Here is a 22,085-nt window from a genome sequence, read left to right as displayed (position 1 = left end):
TTGGTCTCCGGCCCGATCGCCGGTGGGTCGCGTCGGCGCGCGGGCCGACGGATCGAGCGGCAATTATTGGAGATCGCGCGACCGTCGATTAAGGCGCTGCACAGAAAAGGTCCTCTGCGAAATCGCGTGGAATCGCTGTGCTTCGATGCACGGTGTTTCCGCCGAATCGGCGCGGATGGAACCATCGCGTGTGACGAACGATTCGGGATTCGGCAAGGCGGGGCGGTTCGGCATGCACGTCGGTGGTTTCAGGCGCCGGCGCCGGATGTCATCCTCGCGGTGATGCATCGCACCAGGCCGTGTGTTGCCGGCTGACGGCGGCACCTATTGCCGATCTCGCTCGCGGCAACCAGCAAGATTTTCCGCCCGTGGCAACCACGGCCGAATCGCAGCATCGGATTCGTTGCGTTCGTAGCAGGCGTCGTCCCGGGCCGTCGCCGGCCGGCCGGCGACTACGTAATGCGCGACTTTTTCACCCACACCCGTTCGGCACAATGGACCATTGCGCGTGGCCCGCCTGCCGCTGTGCCGGCACGTCACGCATGCCGCGGGAGAACGGACATGGTGTTGATGGCGGTGGGCGGGGGCGGACCGGTGAACGTGCCGCAGCCGCAGAATGACGACGATCCGGCACCGAAGAACGGCGCCGGCGGCACCCCGCCGGCGCAGACGCCGGAACAGCAGGCCCTCGCGGCCGCGCAAGCCGAGACGCAGCGCCTGCTGCAGCTCGCGCAGGCCGAAATGGCGACGCTCAAGCGTCTGCACGACCAGGGTGCATCGCAGGCCGATCTCGACAACCAGGTGAAGAAGGCCGAAGCCGCATGGGGCTCGGTGCAGGCGGCCGTCGAGAACCAGATGCGCGTCGCGGCGGACGGCGGCGGCGACACGAACAAGGCGATCGCGGGCGTGGCATCGGACCTGCGCAATGCGTCGCCGAACGACCCGGTGCTCGGCTCGGTGCTCGACGATGCGCAAAAGGCGGTGTCGGCCGAATCCGCGCCCGAGCGGGCGACCAACGTGAAGGCGTTCCAGTTCGCGATGGCGATGCAGAAGGACCAGGCCGCGAACGCCGACGTGCAGCAGTACAACGCGTTGCCGGGCGGCATCCGGCGTGCCGATCCCGATACCGGCGCGCAACTGCGCCAGGCGGCCACGACGGCCGACACGAATGCCAACGACGCATACACGGCGCTCGCCAGCGCATTGCGCCACGAATACAGTACATCGGCCGCGACGCTGCGCCTGAACGACGCGAAGGCCGACTACGCGGCATGGCAGAAGGAGCCTGGCGGATTGCGCCGCGCCGACGAGGCCGACATCACGCAGGCGTTGTCGCAGGCGCAGAGCCAGTACGACAAGGTCGTGACGGGCGGCGACGACACCGCGCTGACCTACGTGACGGCCGACGAGCAGAAGCAGGTCGTCGCGTCCGTGAAGCAGAATCACGACGGCATGTGGTACACAGGCCTCGTCGACGCGCTGGGCGAGGAAAGCCAGCTCAAGCGCACGATCGCGACGATCAATCCCGACGATCCGTCGCTGTCGCCGCAGATGAAACAGCTCGCGCAGTCCGACCCGGTCACGTTCGCGCTGCTGCAGGACACCGGTGTGACCGTCGATCCGACCGACCCGAAGCTGTCGACGCAGGAGAAGACGCTTGCCCTGCAGAATCCGCTCGCCGAGGCGTTCGTCAAGATGACGGGCGTTCCGGTCAGTACGGACGGCATGAGCGAATCGGATGCGAAAGCCCTGAACGCGCAGATCGACCAGGCAGGCGGCGTGTTCGCGTACGCAATGGCGAAGGCGCAGGCGGACAAGAACAATCCCGGTTATCAGAAGATCCAGACGCTGCTCGCCGCCGCGCCCGACGTGCGGCTGCAGTACACGAAGCAGCAGGTCGCGCAGCTGATGGCGAATCCGGGCAGCAATCCGGGCGCGGCGCTTCAGGTGCTGAAGACCAACATGAACGCGTCGTTCTCGCTGGACGAACGCCAGACGCTGTGGACGCAGGCCGGTCAGCCGCATTTCAACGCGAATTTCATCCATTCGCAGATCGATCCGCTGATGCAGAAGCCCGATTCGCAGGCGACGGACCAGGCCAGCATGCAGGCGCGTTACGACGGCCGGATGAATGCCGACAAGGCCGGCAAGTGGATGCAGGACATCCTCGCCAATGCGCCGCCCGAATTCGCGGGCGTCGTGCTCGATACCGTCCAGAAGGATTTCGGCAACAAGTGGACGCAGTCGAACACCGGCACGCCGCAGCCCTACGGCGACGGCATCGAGTTCTACAAGGGCCTCAGCACGGCGGTCGGGCTCGCCGATCAGCAGCCGACCGCGAGCGGCGAGCCCGTGCATCGCGAGGACGACGTCGCGAGCTGGTTGCTCGACGCCAACGGCAACGCGAAGACGATGATCTACACGCTGCGCGGCAGCGACACCGGCTACGGGTTCGACAGCGTGCGGCAGGCGCTGTCGTCGGGTGTCGATCCGGCATTGTCGAAGGCGCTGCTGTCGAGGATGCAGAACGATGACCGGTTCCGCTCGGGCTTCGCGAACGACTTCCAGCTGCGTTACGACCAGGGCACCAAGCATGCCCAGGACAAGCAGAACAAGGATGCCGCCAACGCCAGCTACAAGCTGTTCCAGTCCGATCCGGACAAGCAGCTCAATGCGTATTTCAACGACTTCCAGAAGCACTTCGACGACAAGTCCTATACGTTCACCACCGGCTCCGATCAGATGACGAACTTCGTCGGCGCGGGGCTCGGGATCCAGCCGGACGACCCGGGTGCGACGCCGACCGACCGGAACGACGTGCCGTCGATGGCGCTGCTCGAACAACTGATCGTCAGCAACGGGCAGTTGCAGAACGGAACGAACGTCAACAGTCAGTCGCTGTACGCGAGGAATTCGGCCGCGACGCAGATGATCCAGAACGTCGTCGATCAGATCCGCAAGGTGGGCGGCGACCACGCGGTCGTGTCCCTGGTGCCGATCTACTACGTGTCGAAGGAGACCGGTACCGCGCCGAGCGCGCTTTTCAAGGTGCAGGTGGCGGGGCATCCGGACCAGTACAAGCTGATCGACGATCGCGGCTGGAAGTACGACACCGTCGACGATTACCAGCACAACAATGCGCTGTCCGACGACGGCAAGCTGTACGTGCCGAAAAGCCTGACGAACGGTTCGGCGTCCGGCGGGTTCTCGCAATACGAGACGATCGACGCGCACAAGACGGAGTGGTACCAGCACGCCGAACACATCCTCGAAATGGGTGCAGGGATTCTTGCCGCGGCCGGTGGCGTCGTGCTGATTGCGAGCGGCATCGCGGCGCCGGCCGGAGGCCTGATGCTCGCGGCGTGGACTGCCGTCGGCGCGGGCATGGCCGTCGGCGTGCCTGCCGCGATCGGCGATCTGAAGAACCTGAGCGATCACGGCCAGTCGATCGGCTTCGGCAACGCACAGGCGCGCGGCGACTGGATCAGCCTGATCGGCAGCGGCGCGGGCATCGCCGGCGGCGGGCTCGGCGTGGCGGCGAAGTCGCTCGCGGAGGCATCGTCGCTGCTGCGCACGACGGGGCAGGTCTCCGACCTGCTGACGGTCGCATCGCGCGGCGACGGCGTCGCGGCCGACGTGACCGGCCTCGGCCGCTTCACGCAGGAAGCCGATGCGTTCCAGTCGCTCGCGCAGACGACGGGGCGCACGGCCGGCGTATTCAATACCACGGGCGGATTGATCGGCGGCTACCAGATGGCCGACCAGGGCGTGTCGCTGGTCAAGAACTGGGACGCGATGTCCGATTCCGATCGCGCGCAGCAATTGCTCAACCTCGGCATCGGCGTCGCGCAGATGGGGCTCGGCTCGCACACGCTGATGGAGCGGCCGATTCGAGCGATCACGAAGACGCCCGCACCGTCGACGATGCCTCGGCCGGTCGCGATCAACGTCGTCGATGCGCTGTATGGCAACGGACTGGCGAACCAGCGTCTCGCGGTCGGCGAGATCGGCAACCCATGGCAGCACGCGCAGGAGCAGGCGGCCAGTTTCGGCGAACCGGCCGACGACGGTGAACCGGTGCCGGCGACCGACGGCGGGCTGCGGTCGCGATTCGCCGCGTGGCTGCGTGCGCGCCGTACGCAGGGCTCGCCGGATGAAGGCGACGCGATCCTGCTGCGGCTCGCGCCGGACGCCGAGGGGATCGACGGCGAAGCGACTCCGGCCGTGGCGGATGCGGTGGCCGGCGAAGGCGCGACGGCGGCCAGGGCCGGCACGCCGACAGCGGCTGCGGCTGCGGCGGCGGGGCACCCCGCGTCGTGGGACATTCCCGCGCAGGTGGCAGCCGATCGCGAGATCCTGAGCAGCGTGGTCGGATCGATTCTGGAGAGCGGCAACCGTCTCGAGGACGTCGAATACTACGTGTACGCGCTGGAGGACGGCGAAGGCAACGTGCGCAATCTCGACGAAGACGGCCTGCCCGCGACCGAAAGGGGCAACCTGTCGGACGACATCCGCGCGGCGAACGCTGACGAGCGGCGCGCGGCGGCGGGTAACGATCCGGAGAAACTCGCCGCAGCGGCAACCGCCGAAGACGGCACGATCGGCATCACGCGCTATGCGTCTTACCACGACGCGATGATGGTCGCCCGCAACGGCGTGGCGGCCGGCCGCTATCAGGTCGCGCTGGTCGATCAAACGGCGCTTGCCGCCGACGGCACGGTGCTGCCCGGAGCGGTGGTGGGACACGTCGGGCTCGACGAAGCCGGCAAGCGGCTGACGCTGTCGATGAACGACATGTACGATCGCACGCTGCGCGTGGTGTACCCGCGCGGGTTCGATCCGGCGAAACCGCTGATCCGCAGCGAGGACGGGCGGCGCGTCGACGTGATCAACGCGATGCCGGGCATGAACGAGACGCAATGGGGCGCCTATCCGCGCCGCGAGGCCGATCTCGCGATCTATTCGAACCATCCGGCGCAGCCGGAGAACCAGTTGCCGCCGGGCGAGCGGCCGTTGATGCCGGTGCCGCCCGGCTACTTCGCCGTGTACGCGCACGCGTGGACCGATGCGTTCGCGAGCGCGACCGGCAAGCCGATGAGCGCGGAAGATCTGGCCGAGACGGTGCGCCAGAGCGGCTGGGACGGCAAATCGCCGGTGATTCTCTATGCATGCGGCGCGGGCACGCGGGTGAGCCCGCTCGCGCAACTGCTCGCGAACGTGCTGGGCGTGGACGTCTACGGCGCGAGCGGCTTCGTCGCATGGCGTTCGCCGCGCAGCCGCGTCGACGGCAGCCCCGACTCGGGCTATGCGGCCGGCATCGTGATCGAGCCCGATGCCCCGAGTTTCGCGGGGAAGCCCGACCGTTCGGTGCAGTATGGGCCGCGCACCTACCGTTTCTCGCCGGCGCTGGCGATCATCGACCAGGGCGCGCACGCGGTCGACTGGAGCACGGTGGCGCCGCGCCCGGTATCGAATCGCTGGGGCGGCAGCAGTGCGTCGGGCGACGCGCGCGTGCCGCTCGGCGTCTATGTGTGGCGCGTGCTGACGAATCGCGGGTCGATCATCAATCCGCGCAGCGGCCGCTCGGCGAGCGCGCTCGAAATGACGTACGCGCTGGAGGAACTGGCGTGGAAAGGCTATACGCCCGGCACGCCGATCGCGCTCGAGGGGCCGCACAGCGGCGCCGATCCCGAGCTGCTGCAGGAGTTCGCGGACCTGATCCAGGCGCCGGTGTTCGGCCGGCTGGGCGACTCCGATGCGGCCGGATGGCAGCGCGCAATCCCCAATCCGGGCCGTCGGCTCGCGCGCTTCCAGATCGAACCGGACGTGAACGGCAAGTTCTCGCCCGGGCGCGCGCAGCCGGTCCGCGTCAATCCGCTGGAACTGCGGCCGGTGCCGGGCTCGAACGTTGTGAACCTGCTCGGCCATGCGACCGCGCGGCAGTTCCTCAAGGTGTCGGGCTTCGACATCGTCGAATCGCACGGCACGAAGCCGAGCAACGTGAGGTGGGACAGTTCGATCGCCGTCACGCAGGACGGCACCACGATTTCACCGCGCGAATTCGCGCGCAGGATGCTCGACGATCCTGCCTATACGGAAGGCAACGGCGTGCTGCTGACGGGCTGCTATCTCGGCTCCGGCGACTATCCGTTCGCGCAGGAGCTGGCATACGAGCTGCAGGTGCCGGTAATCGCGTCGATCGCGTCCAACTCGGTGCGCGGCACCGGTGCGCTGGAACTGCACCCGAACACAGACGACATCGTCGTGCCGGCACACGATCCCGACGTGTCGACGCGGCTCTACCTGCATATTCCCGAGACGCCCGACGCAAGCCAGCCGCCGCTGGTCTTCGCCCGGCGGGGCGAGCCGGTGCCGGGGGCGACGGCGCGCAACGACGCGCCGGTCGAACCGGTGCGTCCCGTCGAAGCGCGGATCGATCCGGACGCGGACAGCGGACGGCGCGGCAACGCGGGCGAGAGCGGCAACGCCGCGCGCCCGGGCGCGACGCCAGGCGGGCCGACGCATCCGCATCCTCGTCTCTCGGGCGAGCCGGACGCGAACGAGCCGCCGGTCTACGTGCCGGTTCCGCTCGTCGAGGTCGAGCCGGGGCAGATCTTCACGGCCGACGAATGGGCCGCCCGCGCAGAGCAGGCCGCCGAGGCGGAGGCCGACGACGGCCTGTCGGGGAAGACGCAAAAAATCTATCCGAAGACCAGCCGCGTCTATACGGACCGCACGATCGCCAACGGCGGCGTGATCACGACGACGATCCACGGCCATTCGGTGATGCAGCCGGGATTCGACGACGTGACCGGTATCGACGCGACGCAGCATCCGGAGTTCCTGCGCCCGGCCGACACGCTGCTGATGCCGGCCGACGACCCGCTGCATCCGATCGGCGCACGCGGGCTGATGTCGCCGCCCGGCCATCATGTGGTGTTCGGGCACGGAATGTCGGCCGATGCGATGCTGGGCCCGGACGGCCGGCCGCTGACACCGGGCGAGGTGGCCGAGCGCGTCGCGCCGGTTCTCGAGCCGGGGCAGGACGTGACGCTGTATTCGTGTTTCGGCGGGTCCAGCAAGCACGATCCGTTGCGCGTCGCGCCGGGCCAGGTGCGGGCCGCGAGCACCACCTTCGCGGCAGCGCTTGCGCAGCGCTTGTCCGAGCTCACCGGGCGGCCGACGTCGGTCTGGGCGCCGCCCGACATCCTGCTCGTCGAACCCGACGGGTCGACCACCGTGCGCGGGACGCGCCTGACCGGACAGGTCGACAAGGATCGGCTGCCGATGCAGCGCTTCATCGGCGACCCCGCGCGAGCGGGCCGCCCGGCACTGCCCGCGGCGGCGGGCGCGGAACCCGCGCCGATGCCGGCGCAAACGGCGGCGCGGCCGTTCGACGATCGGCCGCCGCGCCCAACGGTGCCACGCGTGTCCGATCCGACCTTCGCCGATCCCGACTACGATTTCAGCGGAATTCCGGACGATACGTTCGAATCGATCACGCTCGACCATGCGTTCCGCGGTGCGCTCGCCGAGCGGCCGGGCGTGATCGGCGACGCCGCGCGCGTGACGCAAGCCGGCGGAACCGTGTCCCTGCACTGGCCGAGCGGCTTTCTCGACGGTCCCGAACCGACCCGCGTGATCGACGATGTGATGCAGGCGTTCGACGCCGCCGGCCTGACGAACCTGCGCGTCGAATTCGTGACGCGCGATGGCGGCATCGTGCTCGGCAGCGGCACCGATTTTGGCGCGCTCGACCCGGAGGAAGGCTGGTTCCGGTTCAGCGGCGCGGTGCCCGACGCGACGGCAGCGGCAGCGCACGCGGCTGGCCGCGCTGCGGCCGATGCACCGCGCGCGTTGCCCGAAGGCGTGCCGACGATCGCGCACGATGCGCTCGGGCAGGCGCTCGATGCGGCCAATACCGGCCCGCGCAATCATGCATATGTGCCGGCCGATGCGTTGCCGGACGATACCGCGTTCGCGCAGGGCGACCTGACGGCGGCGGAACGCGTCGCGGCCAGTGCCACCGCGAACCTGGCCGCAGTCGAGGCCGCCGCACCGACCGACGTCGTGCTGCTGTCGGCGCTCGGTCACGATCCGGCGAGCGCGCTGCGCATCGTCACGCCCGACGGCGGCACGTTGTTCAAGCCGGCAGGCGTCGACATGTACGTCGTGCGAACCCGCGACGCGACGACCGGCGACGCATCGTACCGGCTTGCCGGCGTCGATCATTCCGGCCTGCCCGAGGGCTACGCGGCCGTGCATGCCGGCGGCACGCGCGCGGCCGGCGCGGTCGACGGCACCCCGATCTGGCCGATGATCGGGCCGGCAGGGCCGACAGGCCGCCTCGCGAGCGCGGGCGGCGATCCGTCCGGTGCGACGACACCGGCCACCGTTTCCGGTCATTCGGGCACGCCCGCCGCGCCGCCGCGTGCCGCCGTGGTCGAGGCCGAACAGCAGACGCGCGCCGCCACCTGGCTCGATACCCTCGGCCGTCGCACGCTCACGCGACTCGACGGCCGGCATGCGCCGACGCTCGACGGTCTGGCGCGCCAGATCGGTCCCAATGCACACGTGCTGGTCGCCGCGCATGCGAAGCCGCCGGCCGGCGACGGCCCACACGGGGCGCCGACGTTCGTCGCGGTGCTCGAGACGGACGCCAACGGCGCGTTCGGCCCGGTGCGGATGCTGAACGGCAAGCGCGTGCCGCACGCGCTGAACAAGGCGCTGGAGCGAGGCGACAACAGCGGCCGACGCGCGCGCGGCAAGCTCGACTTCTACGTGTCGCCGGTCGCGCACGACGAACTGGTGCACTTCGGCGGCCCGTCGAAGATCGAGACGCCGGACGGCAAGACGTCGTGGTCGGTCACGACGTCGGGCCAGACGATCGAGAAGGCGCTCGCCGCGGACGTGTCGAAGCTGCAGGACGCGCCGGTCTTCAAGCGGCCGCGCCAGGCCGTGCGCGCGGTTTCCGGCGAGCACCGCTGGATTCATGTGGTCGACGACGAGACAGGCAAGGTGCTCGGCCATGCGGAGCGCGACACGAACCACGTGTGGAAGTACTTCGAGAAGGCGCCGCTCGGCGATACCGAGATTCCCGAGCAGGATCTGCGCACGGTATTCCGGCGTCGTCGCCGCGGCGGCATTCCGGTCGGCCGGTCGCCGCGCCGCGGGATTCGCTTCGTCGTCAGCGACGTGACGCCCGCGACCGTCGACCGCATCGGCGGGTTCCGACCGGCGAAGGAGGCCCCGGCCATCGAGAAGAAACCGTTCCGCTCCGCCGGCGACCTGTTCCAGTCGATCGTGCCGGTGCGCCGGCCCCTGTCGCGCGCGGAGCAGGGCGACGACGCGAATGCCGCGCCGCTGCCGCCGGTCGATCCGCATCTGTTGCCGTCCGACAAGTCATTGCTCAACGCAGTCGACTTCAGCGGCAACAGCGTGCCGCACCTGATGACCGCGATCCGGAACGGCGCGCTGGACGGCGGCCGTCACGTGATCTACGTGTTCAGGACCGACGGGGCGGTGGCCGAGGCGCTCGGCAACCCGCTCGGCGTGATTGCGCAGCGCAACGGCGAGATGCGCTGGTTCGACAAGCTCCCGCAGGCCGGCAACCAGAATCATCCTGGCCTGCCGCTCGACGAAATGCCGATCGGCAGCGATCGCTTCGGTGCGGATGTGCATTTCCTGCTCACTCAACTGGCGCCGCGCGATTTCCTGAACAGCGCGCGGCCGACGCGCGTCGCCGCGCTCGAGGCGCGCGCGAAGGCGCTGCGCGATCAGTGGAAGGATGCGGAGGCGCGCGGCCTGCATTCGGCGCCGTTTCGCGCACTCGCGGCACGCACGCGACACGCCTACAACGAGGTGCTCGGCGACTTGCGGCGCCTGGGGAGCAACAGCGCGGCGCCCGCGCCGCTGTCGATCGAGCCGTATCAGCCGGGCCTGTCGTCGGCCACCGTCGTCGAGTTCAGTTTGCGCAACGGCGCGGCGAAGCCCGAGCAGTATTTCGCGACGCACGAACAGATCGAGGCATACAACAAGCAGGCGCAGCGCCCCGGCGACGTGAACCTGGTGCTGAAGGGCGAGCCGCAAGCCGTGATGGTCGACGTGGGCATGTGGCGCACGCTGCGCAACAAGCTGTACGTCGCGCGCGACGTGTCGACGTCGGCGTCGCGGTTCCTGCCGGTGCCGGGCAAACTGCGCGCGCGAACGCGCAACCTGGGCGCGGCCACCGTCGCCGACAAACGGATCCGGCAGATCTTCACGCGTTCGAGCGATGCGTTGCAGGACCGAATGGTGCCGATGGCGCGCTCGTTCTCGCTGAGAGACGATCCTGCGTTGATGGGGGCGCTCGTCGAGCGGTACGGCGGCGTGATGCCGGTCGTCACGCTCGTGATCGATCCGCATTCGCTCGCGGCGGTGCTCGGCAAGGCGCACGATCCGGACTTCCTGCGCGCGGTGCGTGCGCTCGGCGACCAGAAGAAAGCCGTGTTCGACGGCGAGAACGGGGTGATCCATCCGGCGCCGGATTCGGACGGGACGGCGCTCGCCCTCGACGACCTCGCGCATCTGCATGGCTGGCTCGACGAGGCCGCGCGAACGGGTTTCGCGATCCGGCTCGAGACCGCGCCGTCGCGCGCGCTCGTGTCCGGCAACGACTACCGGTTCCAGTCGGGCACCAACGACACGTATCACGACTACGTGCGCGTGATGACCGCGCTCGAACGCTGGTCGAACGCGCATCCCGACACGGTGGCGCCGAACGTGATGGTCACGTTCCACGGCTGGGATGCGGTGCCGGAATCGGTGCCGGGCGGCGGACACGAGAAGCTGCTGCGCGCGGTGCTCGAGCGCAAGGGGCTCGAATGGGTCCACATGGGGCTGTCGTACGGCACGCACGGTGCCGACTTCATCGGCAACCAGGACCTGACCGGCGCGCTCGCGAAGCTGATCGTCGAGAATCGCAACCGGCCGGAGATCATCGATCGTCTGCATGGAGCCGATGCGCTGACGCGCGTGTTCGAGCGCGTCGACCGGCAGACGCTCGCGAACCAGCATCAGCTGCTGTTCGCGGAAGTCGAGCGGATCGGCGCCGCGGAAGGAATGACGCCTGCCGAACTGGCGGCGCTGCGCCAGAAGATCCACGAAGGCAACACGACCGTCTGGCTGAATCAGGCGCGCAAGGCGACGATCGAGCATGCGACCACGCTGTGGGAGGCCGACGGCAACAAGCCGCGCACCACGACGGACAAGGGCGCCCGCACGTTCGGCGCACGCTGGCTGGCCGACCACGGCGGCAGCGTGCCGGCCCGGGTGACAACCGGCAAACGGCCGTCCGCCGCCGATCCGCTCGATCACTGGCGCGCGGTCGTGCGCGACCCGGCGCTGATCAACGACGGCACCAAGCCGATCGGCGCGAGCCGCCGGGAAGCCGCGCAGCTCGCGCAGGTCGACATTCCCGCCGCGAAGCGCGCGCAGGCGGAACTGCATGCGCTGCGGGTGCACGACGAACCGATCGGCGACAACACGCCGCCGCCGTCGTCCAGGCGGATCGCCGGCGACATCGCGGCGGCCACCGTGACCGGCGGTGCAGGGGCGGGCGTGCTCGTCGCGGTCGGCCGGGAGTCGGTGCGCACCGCGACGAACTCGCTGTATGCGGGACTGCGGGTCGGGCGCGTGTTCCAGGCGCTGCATCACGGCGCGGTCGCGAGCCTGAAGAACGGCGACCCGCGCGTGTTCGACCGTGTCGTCGACCGGCTCGTGCGCGGGCTGCAGGCCCAACTGAAGGCCAATGGTTTCGACGTGACCGCACGCGGCACGCAGCTGGAGCAGATCGCGCACGAAGGCAAGGCGATGGCCGCACAGCTTCGCGCGCTGAATGACGACGGGATGCTGTCGTTCGACGATACCGTCGCGCACACGAAGGCAATCGCCGCCGACATGCTCGCGCAGATGCAGGGCGTGGTCGGCGGGACCTCGCTGAAGCTGCTGCACCACGGCAGCCCGCGCCATTCGATCGGCCGCGTCGGTCGCGTGCTGGCGCTGGGCGGCTACGGCGGTTCGATTACGATGAATGCGTTCAGGGCGGTCATGCACGGCGACTTGCTGGCCGGCGGACAGGCGATCGGCGGCGCGCTCAGCGCCGTCTACACCGGCATCGTCTACAAGGGCAGCCTGCGCGGCGTGAACGCCGAGAATCGCAGTCAACTGGCACGCATCGCGAGCGCGACCGGCGATTACCTGACATCGGCGGTCGGCATCGCAACCGGCGTTCATACCGCGCTCACGGTGGATCCGGTGACCGGCACGCTGACCGCGATGTCCGGCGCGCTGCTCGGCGCCGGGCGGCTGCATTCTCATTTTCCGAATGCGACGCCGTGGATGGAGCGCTTGCCGACCGGCGTCGCGCTGGCGCCGGTGGCAATCTTCGGGATCATGCAGGGGATCAGCCTGTACACGTCGGCGACCGCGTCGGACGATCAACACAAGCCGCCTGGTTCGTCGCCGAAACCGTCGGGTTCGAATGCCGGCACGCCGGCGCCGGGCGCATCGTTCGCGCCGTCGCCGGGCACGACTCCGGCGCCGACCCAGACGAATGCGTCCGCGGCCCCGTCTGCATCGGCGACGCCGGGGGCGCAGCCGTCGGGCACGCCGTCTCAACCGGCTCCTCCGCCGAATTCGCCAAGCCCGACACCGCTAACGGTGAACGTGGCGGCCGGCGATTCGTTGTGGACGATCGCCGAACGTCACGAGGGAACGTTGCTTGCGGCGGCACACGTGCCGGTCGCCGAACAGCAGCGGATGTCGGACGGTCAGCGGATCAACGTCGCGCTCAACGAGATCCTGCAACTCAACCGGAACCTCGCGAGCCACCCGGGCGAGATCGATCCGGGGCAGCAGGTCATCGTCGGATGACGGGTGTCGGCGTGTGAGCGGCCCCGGTACCCAACGACGGTACCGGGGCGGCAGTTGCAGCATGCCGCGGCACGATCAGGCCTTGCGCGCGACCACGCGCGTCGGCGAGACCGGCACGCGTTTCGGCGCGGTCTTGTAGTGCGTGCTGTACAGCGCCGCGCCGACGAACAGCAATCCGCCGACCAGGTTGCCGGCTACCGTCGGGATCTCGTTCCACAGCAGGTAGTCCACGATGGTGAAGTGCGCGCCGAGCATCAGCCCGGACGGGAACAGGAACATGTTCACGACCGAATGCTCGAAGCCCATGTAGAAGAACACGAGGATCGGCATCCACATCGCGATCACCTTGCCGGGCACGGACGTCGACATCATCGCGGCGACCACGCCGGTCGACACCATCCAGTTGCACATCACCCCGCGCACGAACAGCGTGAGCATGCCGGCGGCGCCGTGCGCGGCATAGCCCAGCGTGCGTGCTTCGCCGATGCCGCCGATCTTCTGTCCGATCGCATTCGGCGCTTCCGAAAAGCCGAACGTGAAGATGATCGCCATGAACAGTGCGACAGTCAGCGCGCCCGCGAAATTGCCGAAAAACACCAGCGTCCAGTTGCGGAACACGCCGCCCCAGGTCGCGCCGGGCCGGTGGTCGATCACCGCGAGCGGCGCGAGCGTGAAGACGCCGGTGAGCAAGTCGAAGCCAAGCAGATACAGCATGCAGAACCCGACCGGAAACAGCAGCGAGCCGGCGAGGGCGTTGCCGGTGTTGATCGTGATGCTGACAGCGAATGCGGCCGCGAGCGCGAGGATCGCGCCCGCCATGTACGCGCGAATCAGCGTATCGCGGGTCGACATCGACAGTTTCGACTCACCGGCGTCGACCATTCTGGTGACGAATTCGTTGGGCATAAGATAGGCCATGGTGTGCGCTCGTAAAGTTGGATGTGCGAAAGGAACGCACCCGGCACTCGCAAGACACGCGAATGGCTGGCGCGGACACTGTTATCCACATGATCGGGCGCGTGCTCGACACGGCGCGACCGTCAGGCCGCGATTAGCCTGATGAGCGCGATGATTGCAATTTTCATACCAGTGAGGCGGAACCGCGTTGCAGGCCTCCCGCACGCGAAATGCCGCGGGCGCCAGGCACGGCCGATTGCGGCGAATCGCACTCGCGCGGTGCAATCGGCACCTCCTGTACGCGCCGCGCGCGCTGCCGCAGTGCGCACGGCGCGTACAGGTCGTGCCGGCGCCGTGCGCCCACGCGTCTTCCCGGCTGACATCCGGCGATTCGCGGACGTCGGAGCTTGACCTGGGCAGAGTGGCGAACGGCGCGGATTCGTCGCGCGATGCGGCGTGTTCGGCGACAAACCGCCTGCTACGCAACGCCGGATGGATGCCGAAAGCCGTTGCGGTCAGCATCGCGTTCCGCGCATGGCCCCGGCTCGCGCTGGCGACGTCCACACGTCGACCTGCCGGCGGCGACCATACTGCTACGCATCGTTGTCCGAAGCGAGCTGCTGGAAGGAGTCCAGGGCCCGCACGCGCGCGAGCTGGTGATCCACGATCGGAAACGGATAGCTCCTGCCGAGACTCACGGCCGCGTCGTGCAGTTGTTCTGGTGACGCCGTCCAAGGCGCATGGATTTTTTCGGCGGACATCTTCGACAGTTCGGGCACCCAGTGTCGTGTGTATTCGCCTTGCGGATCGAATTTCTGTCCCTGCAAAACCGGGTTGAAGATGCGGAAATACGGCGCTGCGTCGGCGCCGCTACCAGAGACCCACTGCCAGCCTGCCGGGTTACTGGCTTCATCCGCGTCGACCAGCGTATCCCAGAACCATGTTTCGCCCGCGCGCCAGTCGATCAGCAGATGCTTCGACAGGAACGACGCGACGACCATGCGCACGCGGTTGTGCATCCAGCCGGTATGCCAAAGCTCGCGCATGCCGGCATCGACGAGCGGGTAGCCGGTGTGCCCGGTCTGCCATTTGCGGAGTGCCTCCGCGTCGTCGCGCCACGGCATCGAATCGAACTGACGCCGGAAATTGACCTGGTGCAGTGGCGGAAAGTGATAGAGCAGGTGATACGAGAATTCTCTCCATCCGATTTCGCCGAGGAATTTGTTCAACGCCCCGCCTTTCGAAGCATCGATACGCGCCGCGCCCGTGCTGCGCATCGCGTTTGCTGCCGACAACGCCGCATACCACACCTGCCGAACCGATATGTTGCCGAAGCGCAGATAGGGCGAGAGCCGGCTCGTCGCGTGAGCGGCCGGGAAATCGCGCATGCCGGCATAGTCGCGAAGCGAATCGTCCAGGAAGGCGTCGAGGCGTTGTCTAGCGGCTTCCTCGCCGCAACGCCAGCTCAATCGCAGTCCGCCTGCCCAGTCGGGTACCGCCGGCTGGAGTGCGAGTGCCCGAAGTGTGCTGACATGTGGCGTGACGCGTTCGGGAACCCGGAAAAACGGGATGCGCGACGGTGCCGCCAGCGGAGGCAACGGACAAAAATCGTCGCGACAGGCGGCTCGCCAGTACGCACCGAAGACCTGGAACGGCAAGCCTTCGCGAGTCGTCACCGTCCAGGGTTCGCGCAACAGATGGCCATTGAATGTCGACACGTCGATTCCGCGGCCGTTCAAGTCTTTCTTGATCGACGCGTCGATTTCGGTATGCGCTTTCGCGTAACGACGATTCCAGACCACCATCGCGGCCTGGATCGCGATGGCGAAGTTCGTGATGGCGTCCTGCGCGTTGCCGCGCAGCACGATCAGCGAGCCGCCAAGCGCGGAAAGCGCATCGTCGAGCCTGGTGAGGGATTCATGCAGCCACCATCGTTGCGCTCCGCCCATGGAGCGCCCGGATTTCGGGGCAGGGTCGTGCAGGTAAACGCAGACGACGGGGTGGCCGCTGTCGACCGCGTGAGACAAGGCGGGATTGTCGCCGAGCCGTTGGTCGTCGCGAAACCATACGACGACGGGGCGGCGCTGATACGGCAATTCGGTGGATGTCATGTGCGTTGCGTGAGAAGTTGCATGGGTGATGGGAGCGGGCTCGGAGACGAAGCGGACGTGTCGCGGGTTCGGTTCGAACGTTCTCCGTCTCTAGCCCGTGCGGGTGTCGTACATGCGGTCTCGACTGCTCGCCGGCGCAGCGTCCCGGGTCATTCCGTCCCAACGCGTTGCCAGCGCGAGCGAGGCGGGCAAGATCAACGCCCAACCGGTTGCGATGACGACGAGCGCTGCAGCTGGCTCGTTGAAATGAACGGCGCCCAGCGCCCCACCCGCGCGGAACGACGCCGGGCCGGCGAGTGCGCCGACGAGAACCGACACGAGTGGTCGGCGCCTGAGCCAGCACAGCAGCGTATTGAGCTGGATCGCGAACAGCGCCCATAGCCCGGCGAGCCAGTACGGCGCCGTACCGGAGAGCAGCACGCCGTTCGGGTATTCGACCAGGCCGGAATGGGCAACGGCGCTGTCCCATAACCATCCACACACCACGATCGCGCTCACGAGTCGCGCCTCGCATGACGGTCGATGCGCGTACAGCAGATGGCCCGCCGTCGCGATCACCGCATAGCCGACGCCCCACGCTGCGCGGTGCGATGCGGCCGTCGTCACGCAAACCAGCCATCCGATCTGTGTCGTGGCGAGATAGGCGCACATGCGTGCTGCCTCCGGGCGGGGCACGCTCGACGGTCCTCGATTCGTCACACGGGCCATGATGGTTCGCGCGACACCGGTATCGGCGTGCTCGCCATGCATGCGTGTGTCGGGGGCACACGAGCCTGCACAGGCGAAACGCTGCGGCCCGCGCGATGGCGCGCGAAGTTGGTCCTGCCGCGTGGCCCGCGTCGCGGCACGGGAAAAGCGGCATGCAATACATCCGTCGCAGGCGGCCCTGTATCGTCGAAAGAGTGCGTCCATTCGCGGACGATGACTTTGCGGTGCGTGATGGTCGGCATTCAGGTTCGTCCTCGTTTCCAGTTCTCTATACGGCGCTGCGTTGCGGGCGGATGCAGCTTGCAAAGGAGCAATCCGGACGGGAGCGACGGGCCGCAGCCAGCCGTACAGCGTTCGCGCACCGCGTTCGAACGACGCTGCGCCATTGCCGCTGGCATCGGCAACTGCACGACGAACATCGGATCGCGGCCCCAGAGCGGGCAGCGGTCCGCTGCCGTGCGACGCATGCATCCGCTTTCACGCACGTTTCGTAGAGCTTCGTATCAGGTGGCGTATTTACCTGGAAGCGTCGGATACGGAGATTTGGATGAACATCAAGGTGGGACTGGCCGTGCTGACGATGCTGCTCGCGGTGGGCCTGCTCGCCGCGTGCAATCCGGTGCGGCTCCTGAACGCGCTGACGCCGCGATATACATTCAGTCTGTTTTCGGATATTCCGTACGGCCCCGGCGAGCGTCATGTGCTCGACGTGTACGTGCCCGCACGCGTCGTGGACGACTGGCCGGCCGATGCGGCAGCCGGCGTACCCGTCGTCGTGTTCTTCTACGGCGGAAGCTGGCAGTCCGGCGAGCGCGAGGATTACCTGTTCGTGGGCGAGGCATTGGCGTCGAGGGGCTTTGTTGCCGTGTTGCCCGACTACAGGACGTATCCGGCGACCACCTTTCCCGGCTTCGTGGACGATGCCGCGCAGGCGGTGGCGTGGGCGCGCGAGCACGCGGTTGCGTTCGGCGGCGATCCCCGTCGCCTGTTTCTGATGGGGCACTCCGCGGGCGCACAGATTGCCGCATTGCTCGCAACCGACGGCCGCTATCTGGCGGCGCGGCAGATGCACAAGAGCGATATTGCCGGCGTGATCGGGCTAGCCGGCGCTTATGACTTCCTGCCGCTGCGTGATGCAACACTCGACCGGATATTTCCGCAGGACGCGCGCGCCGCGAGCCAGCCGATTCGATTCATCCAGGGCACCGAGCCGCCGATGTGGCTGGCCATTGCGGAAAACGACACGGTAGTCGACGCCGGCAATACACGCCGCTTCGCACGGGCGTTGCAGAATGCGGGCGGCAAGGTCGCGGTCGTGCGTTACGACAACGTCAGCCACGCGACGATCGCAGGTGTGCTGGGCGCGCCGCTGAGGGGAAGGGCGCCGGTGCTCGACGATCTCTCGGCGTTCGTCACTCGCACTGCGCAGACGACGCCCGCCGGGCCCACCAGCGGAAAGGCGACGGCATCGGGCACGGCGGCGCACTCGGCCGTGTCTGCGCAGTGATCGAGTACGACGCTGCATTGCACGCGCATACGTTCGCGTCGGGAGTCGGCGTGTCGGCGCACCGTCCTGTCAGGCAAGCAAGCATCGGCAAACGAGTCGTGACAGGGCGACACTCGCTCGCCTGTCGCGCGGCGAAATGCCTGGGGCGCCCGGCGCGGTCATACCAACTTTCGTCGCGAACCGATCGGCACGGTCGGCGGCACTTGCGGCGCTACAGCGCCTTCAGATCCGGTGTCGTTCCGCCCAGGCCCTCTTCGCGAAGGATGACGGCGAGCGCCGTCTCGAGCAATTCGGCCGCCCGGTTCGCCGCGTCTCCGAGGTGGCGGTGCAGCAGTGCGTCGGCCGGCGAGCGCGACACGCATTCGTCACTGTATCGCTCGAATGCACTGAGCTGCATGATCAATTCGGAAAGGTGACGCGGGCACTCGCACTTGACGGTGGTGGACAGCCCGGTGAGCGACGCGAGCGTTGCTTCATCGAAGCGTCGCCGCGTGCGCAGCCAGAGCCCGCGATCGGTCTCGTCCGACCGGCGTGCCTTGACGACCGCTTGCGCCAGTTTCGAAATGATGGATGCGGGATTAGTCTGACCTTCCGTCGACCGGAACAGCTCGAACCCGGACAGCCGCGCCAGTTCGATTGCCTCCGCGGTGCCGAACGCATATACGACGGCCACCGCCTGCGATTTGAGCTTTTGCGCGACGGCGGCGAGCTGCGAAACGACATCCTCATGGAGCGACGTGGTGGTCGCGATGAGTGCATCCGCCGATGTATTCGCAGGTTCGGTCGCGTCGTCGATCGAGTCGATATGCGCGGCGATCCGGATTCCCATTCGCTCCAGAGCGGATTCCGAAATCGGAAGCGCGCCGACGACCGCGAGGCTCACCCCCGTCTCGGACAGTGCCGGGCCACGCGTATCCGTCAGCGACAACGCTTCGAGTTCCTCGCGGCTCAGGCTGGCGATCGTACCGATCGCGTGTCCTTGATTGACGAGTGCCTTCAGCAAGCGGATGCGCTGTACGTCGTCGTCCGAATACATCCGTTGTCCGGACGGCGTCTTCGGCGGAGCAACCACGCCATAACGTCTCTCCCAGATCCTCAGCGTTGCTGCCGGCATGCGCGCCAGGCGCGCGGCCTCGCCGCTGCGATAGCGGTGAGGTGTGTCGCGATCCTTGCGAGGGGGCATCGTGGCTCTCCTAAAGTCGACGAGTGTTTGTCTCGGAATTGTACGCAGTCTGCACGAAATATGAAGCAGGAAAGTGATTCAATTTGCGGAATTTGGGTCCGGAAATATGGTTCGCGAAGCGGGGTGCGACTAGAATGTTCCGAACGCGGCCGCGCCGGTGCCGTAAGGTGCTTGATGCCGCGCGGTGCAGGGCAGGGCATCGCGCGCCCTACCGGTAACGATCATCAATGACGCAGCGTCCCATGAAGACTTTAAGGCTCGTGCCCGGTGACCAGCCGGACCCGAGCCATCATTGGTTCTCCGATTCGACTCGCTTTGAATCGCGACGTCGTTTTTTCGCTCATCGTTAGCGTAGCGAAGGAAGTCGAGCCGACGGCACCATGAGGCCGCCGGCTCGTGTCTGCATGCTACGGGGCGTTGGCCACCATGTATTGTTCTCGTACGGCAAGCCCCAATCCGGGCAAGTGACTTGCCGTGACGATCGCGGCATAGTCCGCGTAGCGATACAGAACCCGGGCGCTTTGGACCGGTGACGCAAGCAGGACCGCAGGATTGGCATCGCCGATAATCGTCGCCGGCGAACCGAGAGCGCGATGCAGTGTCGAGATCGCCCCGTACCACGCCAGCCGGGTCTGCTCGGCGTTCATGCCTCGCCGGTAGACGTCCACGCCCACAAGCTTGCCGCTCTTGCCGAAGCTGAGCCACATCTCGCTCACTGGTGGGCCGGCGAGAGCAATTCTTGCGGCATCGAATCCTCGGCATCTGAGGTAGCGATATCCTCGAACCAACTCCGCGCATTCGATCTGCCGGCTGGAAGCCCATCGCATCGCGTCGCTTTCATCTGTCGCGTCGAGCACGAGGCCATCCGGAGCCGGCTTGCGGGGCGCCTGCAGACTTCCGCGGAAGGTCGACCAACCTTGCTCGCGCAACGACGTCACTTGATCGGCAGTTGCATTGGCAACGGGACACGGAACGCCCAGTGCCTCGAGTAATGGGCGTGCCGCACGTAGATGCATGGCTCCGATCGCTGCAACGCCAAACGCTGCTGCGATCGCGATCGGGGTCGCGATCGGGCGCGCTATCGCGAGATTCATCGACAGTTCTCCGCGGTGTTGGGGCCGAGATACTGCGGTGCAGCCGATACGATCTGCGATTTGGTCGAAATCAGCACGGGCGCGACGCGCGAAATGTACGCATCCGGAACGCCATCGGCCTTCATGACGGCGGCAGCATCGGCGATGAACTGATCGAAGACGCAACTCGGGATGCCGATGTCGGCATGTGCCGTTGCCATGTCCTCGCAGGTTGGCATCTGACCGTCGGCGGAAACCGCGCCTGGATAACTGAACGGACCTCCGAAGAACGCCTTGAATTGCAGATTCAAGCATGCCTTGAGTCGGTTCACCGAGTCGTGGCCGGGCTTGCCGATATTGGCGAAATACGGCGCCTCCTTCGGGTCGGCCAGCAAGCCTGCAACGGCGTCGTCGACAACCTTGGAAATGGCGGCCGGGGCGCCTGCGTCGCCACCAAGGCCGGCCCACATGTCGGCGTTCTGCGGATATTGCGCCGACGTGACGGAGGAAATGGACGAATCGCCGCCACCGCAACCCGACAGCAAGGTCACTCCCGCGATGCATGCAATGAAAAAGCTGCGCTTCATTTTGTCGCCTCCATGGAACTGCGGTGGTGTCACGCGTCGAAAAGCGCCGACGCGTGCATGTTGCTTTCACTCGCAAATACGCTGGCGGGGCGTTACCGGATGCATCGGCGCAAGGAAATTCCTGAATCGAAATCCGAGCCAGGACGGGCGTTCGTGCCAACGCGAACCACGCGCGATGGCGCGTCCACAACGGCAAATCGATCAGTCAGTTGCAGGTGCCGCGACAAACAAACGGGGCCGACTCGGCAGGGCGCCGACAATGGGCGGTTGCCGTGCCGGCGGTAGCCGCACGCTGCGCGGAAAGATGCCGCGCAGCGCGCGCTCATTGCTCGAGATAGATCTTGAGTCGCATCAGGCTGCGACGAATCCAGCTCTTCATCGTGCCGAGCGGCACCTGCATGCGTTCGGCCAGCTCCGCATACGAAGCACCGCCGTGAAACGCCTCTCGCAGCACATACGCCTGGCGCTCGCCGAGATGCGCGAGCCCGCGCTCCAGACGAAGGCGCTCCTCGCTCGCCTGCGCGCCGACATCGGGCGTCGGGCTCTCGTCCGGGATCGACAGTGCCAGCTCGTCGTCGAGCGGGATCTCGCGATGCTGCCTGATCCGGTCGATGGTTCGATTGCGTGCGAGCGTCATCAGCCACGTCGTCGCCGTGCCGCGTCTTGCGTCGAATGAATCGGCGCGGCGCCACGCAGTCGTGAAGACGTCCTGAAGCAGATCTTCCGCTTCGTGGCGATCGCGAATCATCCGGAGGATCGCGCCGTACAGTCGCGACGCCGTCAATTGATATAACTGGGCGAACGCATGCTCGTCCCCCGTGGCGACGCGCGACAGCAATTGGTCGATTTCTGCATGCGGCTCGAGTACCGCGTCGGGCTGCATGACCGCATCGGCGGTGGATTCGGTTCGGCCGCCCTGGCGTGATCCGCCACGGCACGCGCCCCGGTGCTGCTGCCTGCCCGAATGCAGCATTGTCGATCGCCCTTCGTCCGAGGGCTCGCGGAGTGAATCGTGCGAACAGTTCATCGAGAACTCCGCATGGCTTTGAGCTTCCTGCTGTTGCGCGCCGCAGTGACGAGCGGACGCGGGTCATGACCGGGCATTGC

The 22,085-nt window shown here is 67.3% G+C and carries 9 protein-coding genes; 2 read left to right on the top strand and 7 right to left on the bottom strand.

Annotation, left to right across the window (positions count from 1 at the left end):
* Positions 1-561: 561 nt before the first annotated feature.
* On the top strand, positions 562-12,912 hold the full coding sequence (locus WI26_RS20815) for an LWXIA domain-containing protein (protein WP_069227027.1): 12,351 nt from the start codon (positions 562-564) through the stop codon (positions 12,910-12,912).
* Positions 12,913-12,987: 75 nt separating this feature from the next.
* Here WI26_RS20815 and WI26_RS20810 read toward each other — a convergent pair whose 3' ends face one another.
* The 3 genes from WI26_RS20810 to WI26_RS20800 all read right to left on the bottom strand — a co-directional run bounded on the left by WI26_RS20810 (position 12,988) and on the right by WI26_RS20800 (position 16,571).
* On the bottom strand, positions 12,988-13,830 hold the full coding sequence (locus WI26_RS20810) for a formate/nitrite transporter family protein (protein ID WP_069227026.1): 843 nt from the start codon (positions 13,828-13,830) through the stop codon (positions 12,988-12,990).
* Positions 13,831-14,402: 572 nt separating this feature from the next.
* Entirely contained in the window at positions 14,403-15,920 is a 1,518-nt protein-coding gene (locus tag WI26_RS20805; protein ID WP_069227025.1) for a cryptochrome/photolyase family protein, read from the bottom strand.
* Positions 15,921-16,010: 90 nt separating this feature from the next.
* The gene (locus WI26_RS20800) at positions 16,011-16,571 is read right to left on the bottom strand and encodes a DUF2878 domain-containing protein (RefSeq protein ID WP_069227024.1); all 561 of its coding nucleotides are present in this window, start codon (positions 16,569-16,571) and stop codon (positions 16,011-16,013) included.
* A gap of 604 nt (positions 16,572-17,175) precedes the next feature.
* Between WI26_RS20800 and WI26_RS20795 the strand changes: the two genes are divergently transcribed.
* Positions 17,176-18,135, top strand: a complete 960-nt coding sequence (locus WI26_RS20795; protein WP_069227023.1) for an alpha/beta hydrolase — start codon at positions 17,176-17,178, stop codon at positions 18,133-18,135.
* 211 nt (positions 18,136-18,346) lie between these two features.
* Here the strand turns inward: WI26_RS20795 and WI26_RS20790 are convergent, their stop codons facing one another.
* The 4 genes from WI26_RS20790 to WI26_RS20775 form a co-directional block, all read right to left on the bottom strand.
* Positions 18,347-19,318, bottom strand: coding sequence for a MerR family transcriptional regulator (locus WI26_RS20790; protein WP_069227022.1), 972 nt, complete (start codon positions 19,316-19,318; stop codon positions 18,347-18,349).
* Between the two features lie 407 nt (positions 19,319-19,725).
* Entirely contained in the window at positions 19,726-20,412 is a 687-nt protein-coding gene (locus tag WI26_RS20785; protein ID WP_236849359.1) for a hypothetical protein, read from the bottom strand.
* A complete protein-coding gene (locus tag WI26_RS20780; protein ID WP_069227021.1) occupies positions 20,409-20,978 on the bottom strand; it encodes a group I truncated hemoglobin in 570 nt (189 codons plus the stop codon). Before WI26_RS20780 ends, WI26_RS20785 begins: the two co-directional genes overlap by 4 nt.
* 322 nt (positions 20,979-21,300) lie before the next feature.
* Positions 21,301-22,005 carry a sigma-70 family RNA polymerase sigma factor gene (locus tag WI26_RS20775; protein WP_069227020.1) on the bottom strand — a complete coding sequence of 235 codons (705 nt, stop codon included), beginning with the start codon at positions 22,003-22,005 and terminating at the stop codon, positions 21,301-21,303.
* Positions 22,006-22,085 lie beyond the last annotated feature (80 nt).

It is taken from the genome of Burkholderia diffusa, assembly GCF_001718315.1.
Taxonomy (GTDB): Bacteria; Pseudomonadota; Gammaproteobacteria; order Burkholderiales; family Burkholderiaceae; genus Burkholderia; species Burkholderia diffusa_B.
The sequence above is the reverse complement of the archived record's forward strand: the minus strand, read 5'-3'. Positions and strand labels throughout refer to the sequence as shown.

Coding starts and splice junctions, on each gene's coding strand:
- WI26_RS20785 (WP_236849359.1), bottom strand. CDS start 20,412: ATGAATCTCGCGATAGCGCGCCCGATCGCGACCCCGATCGCGATCGCA.
- WI26_RS20780 (WP_069227021.1), bottom strand. CDS start 20,978: ATGAAGCGCAGCTTTTTCATTGCATGCATCGCGGGAGTGACCTTGCTG.
- WI26_RS20805 (WP_069227025.1), bottom strand. CDS start 15,920: ATGACATCCACCGAATTGCCGTATCAGCGCCGCCCCGTCGTCGTATGG.
- WI26_RS20775 (WP_069227020.1), bottom strand. CDS start 22,005: ATGAACTGTTCGCACGATTCACTCCGCGAGCCCTCGGACGAAGGGCGA.
- WI26_RS20810 (WP_069227026.1), bottom strand. CDS start 13,830: ATGGCCTATCTTATGCCCAACGAATTCGTCACCAGAATGGTCGACGCC.
- WI26_RS20790 (WP_069227022.1), bottom strand. CDS start 19,318: ATGCCCCCTCGCAAGGATCGCGACACACCTCACCGCTATCGCAGCGGC.
- WI26_RS20795 (WP_069227023.1), top strand. CDS start 17,176: ATGAACATCAAGGTGGGACTGGCCGTGCTGACGATGCTGCTCGCGGTG.
- WI26_RS20800 (WP_069227024.1), bottom strand. CDS start 16,571: ATGTGCGCCTATCTCGCCACGACACAGATCGGATGGCTGGTTTGCGTG.
- WI26_RS20815 (WP_069227027.1), top strand. CDS start 562: ATGGTGTTGATGGCGGTGGGCGGGGGCGGACCGGTGAACGTGCCGCAG.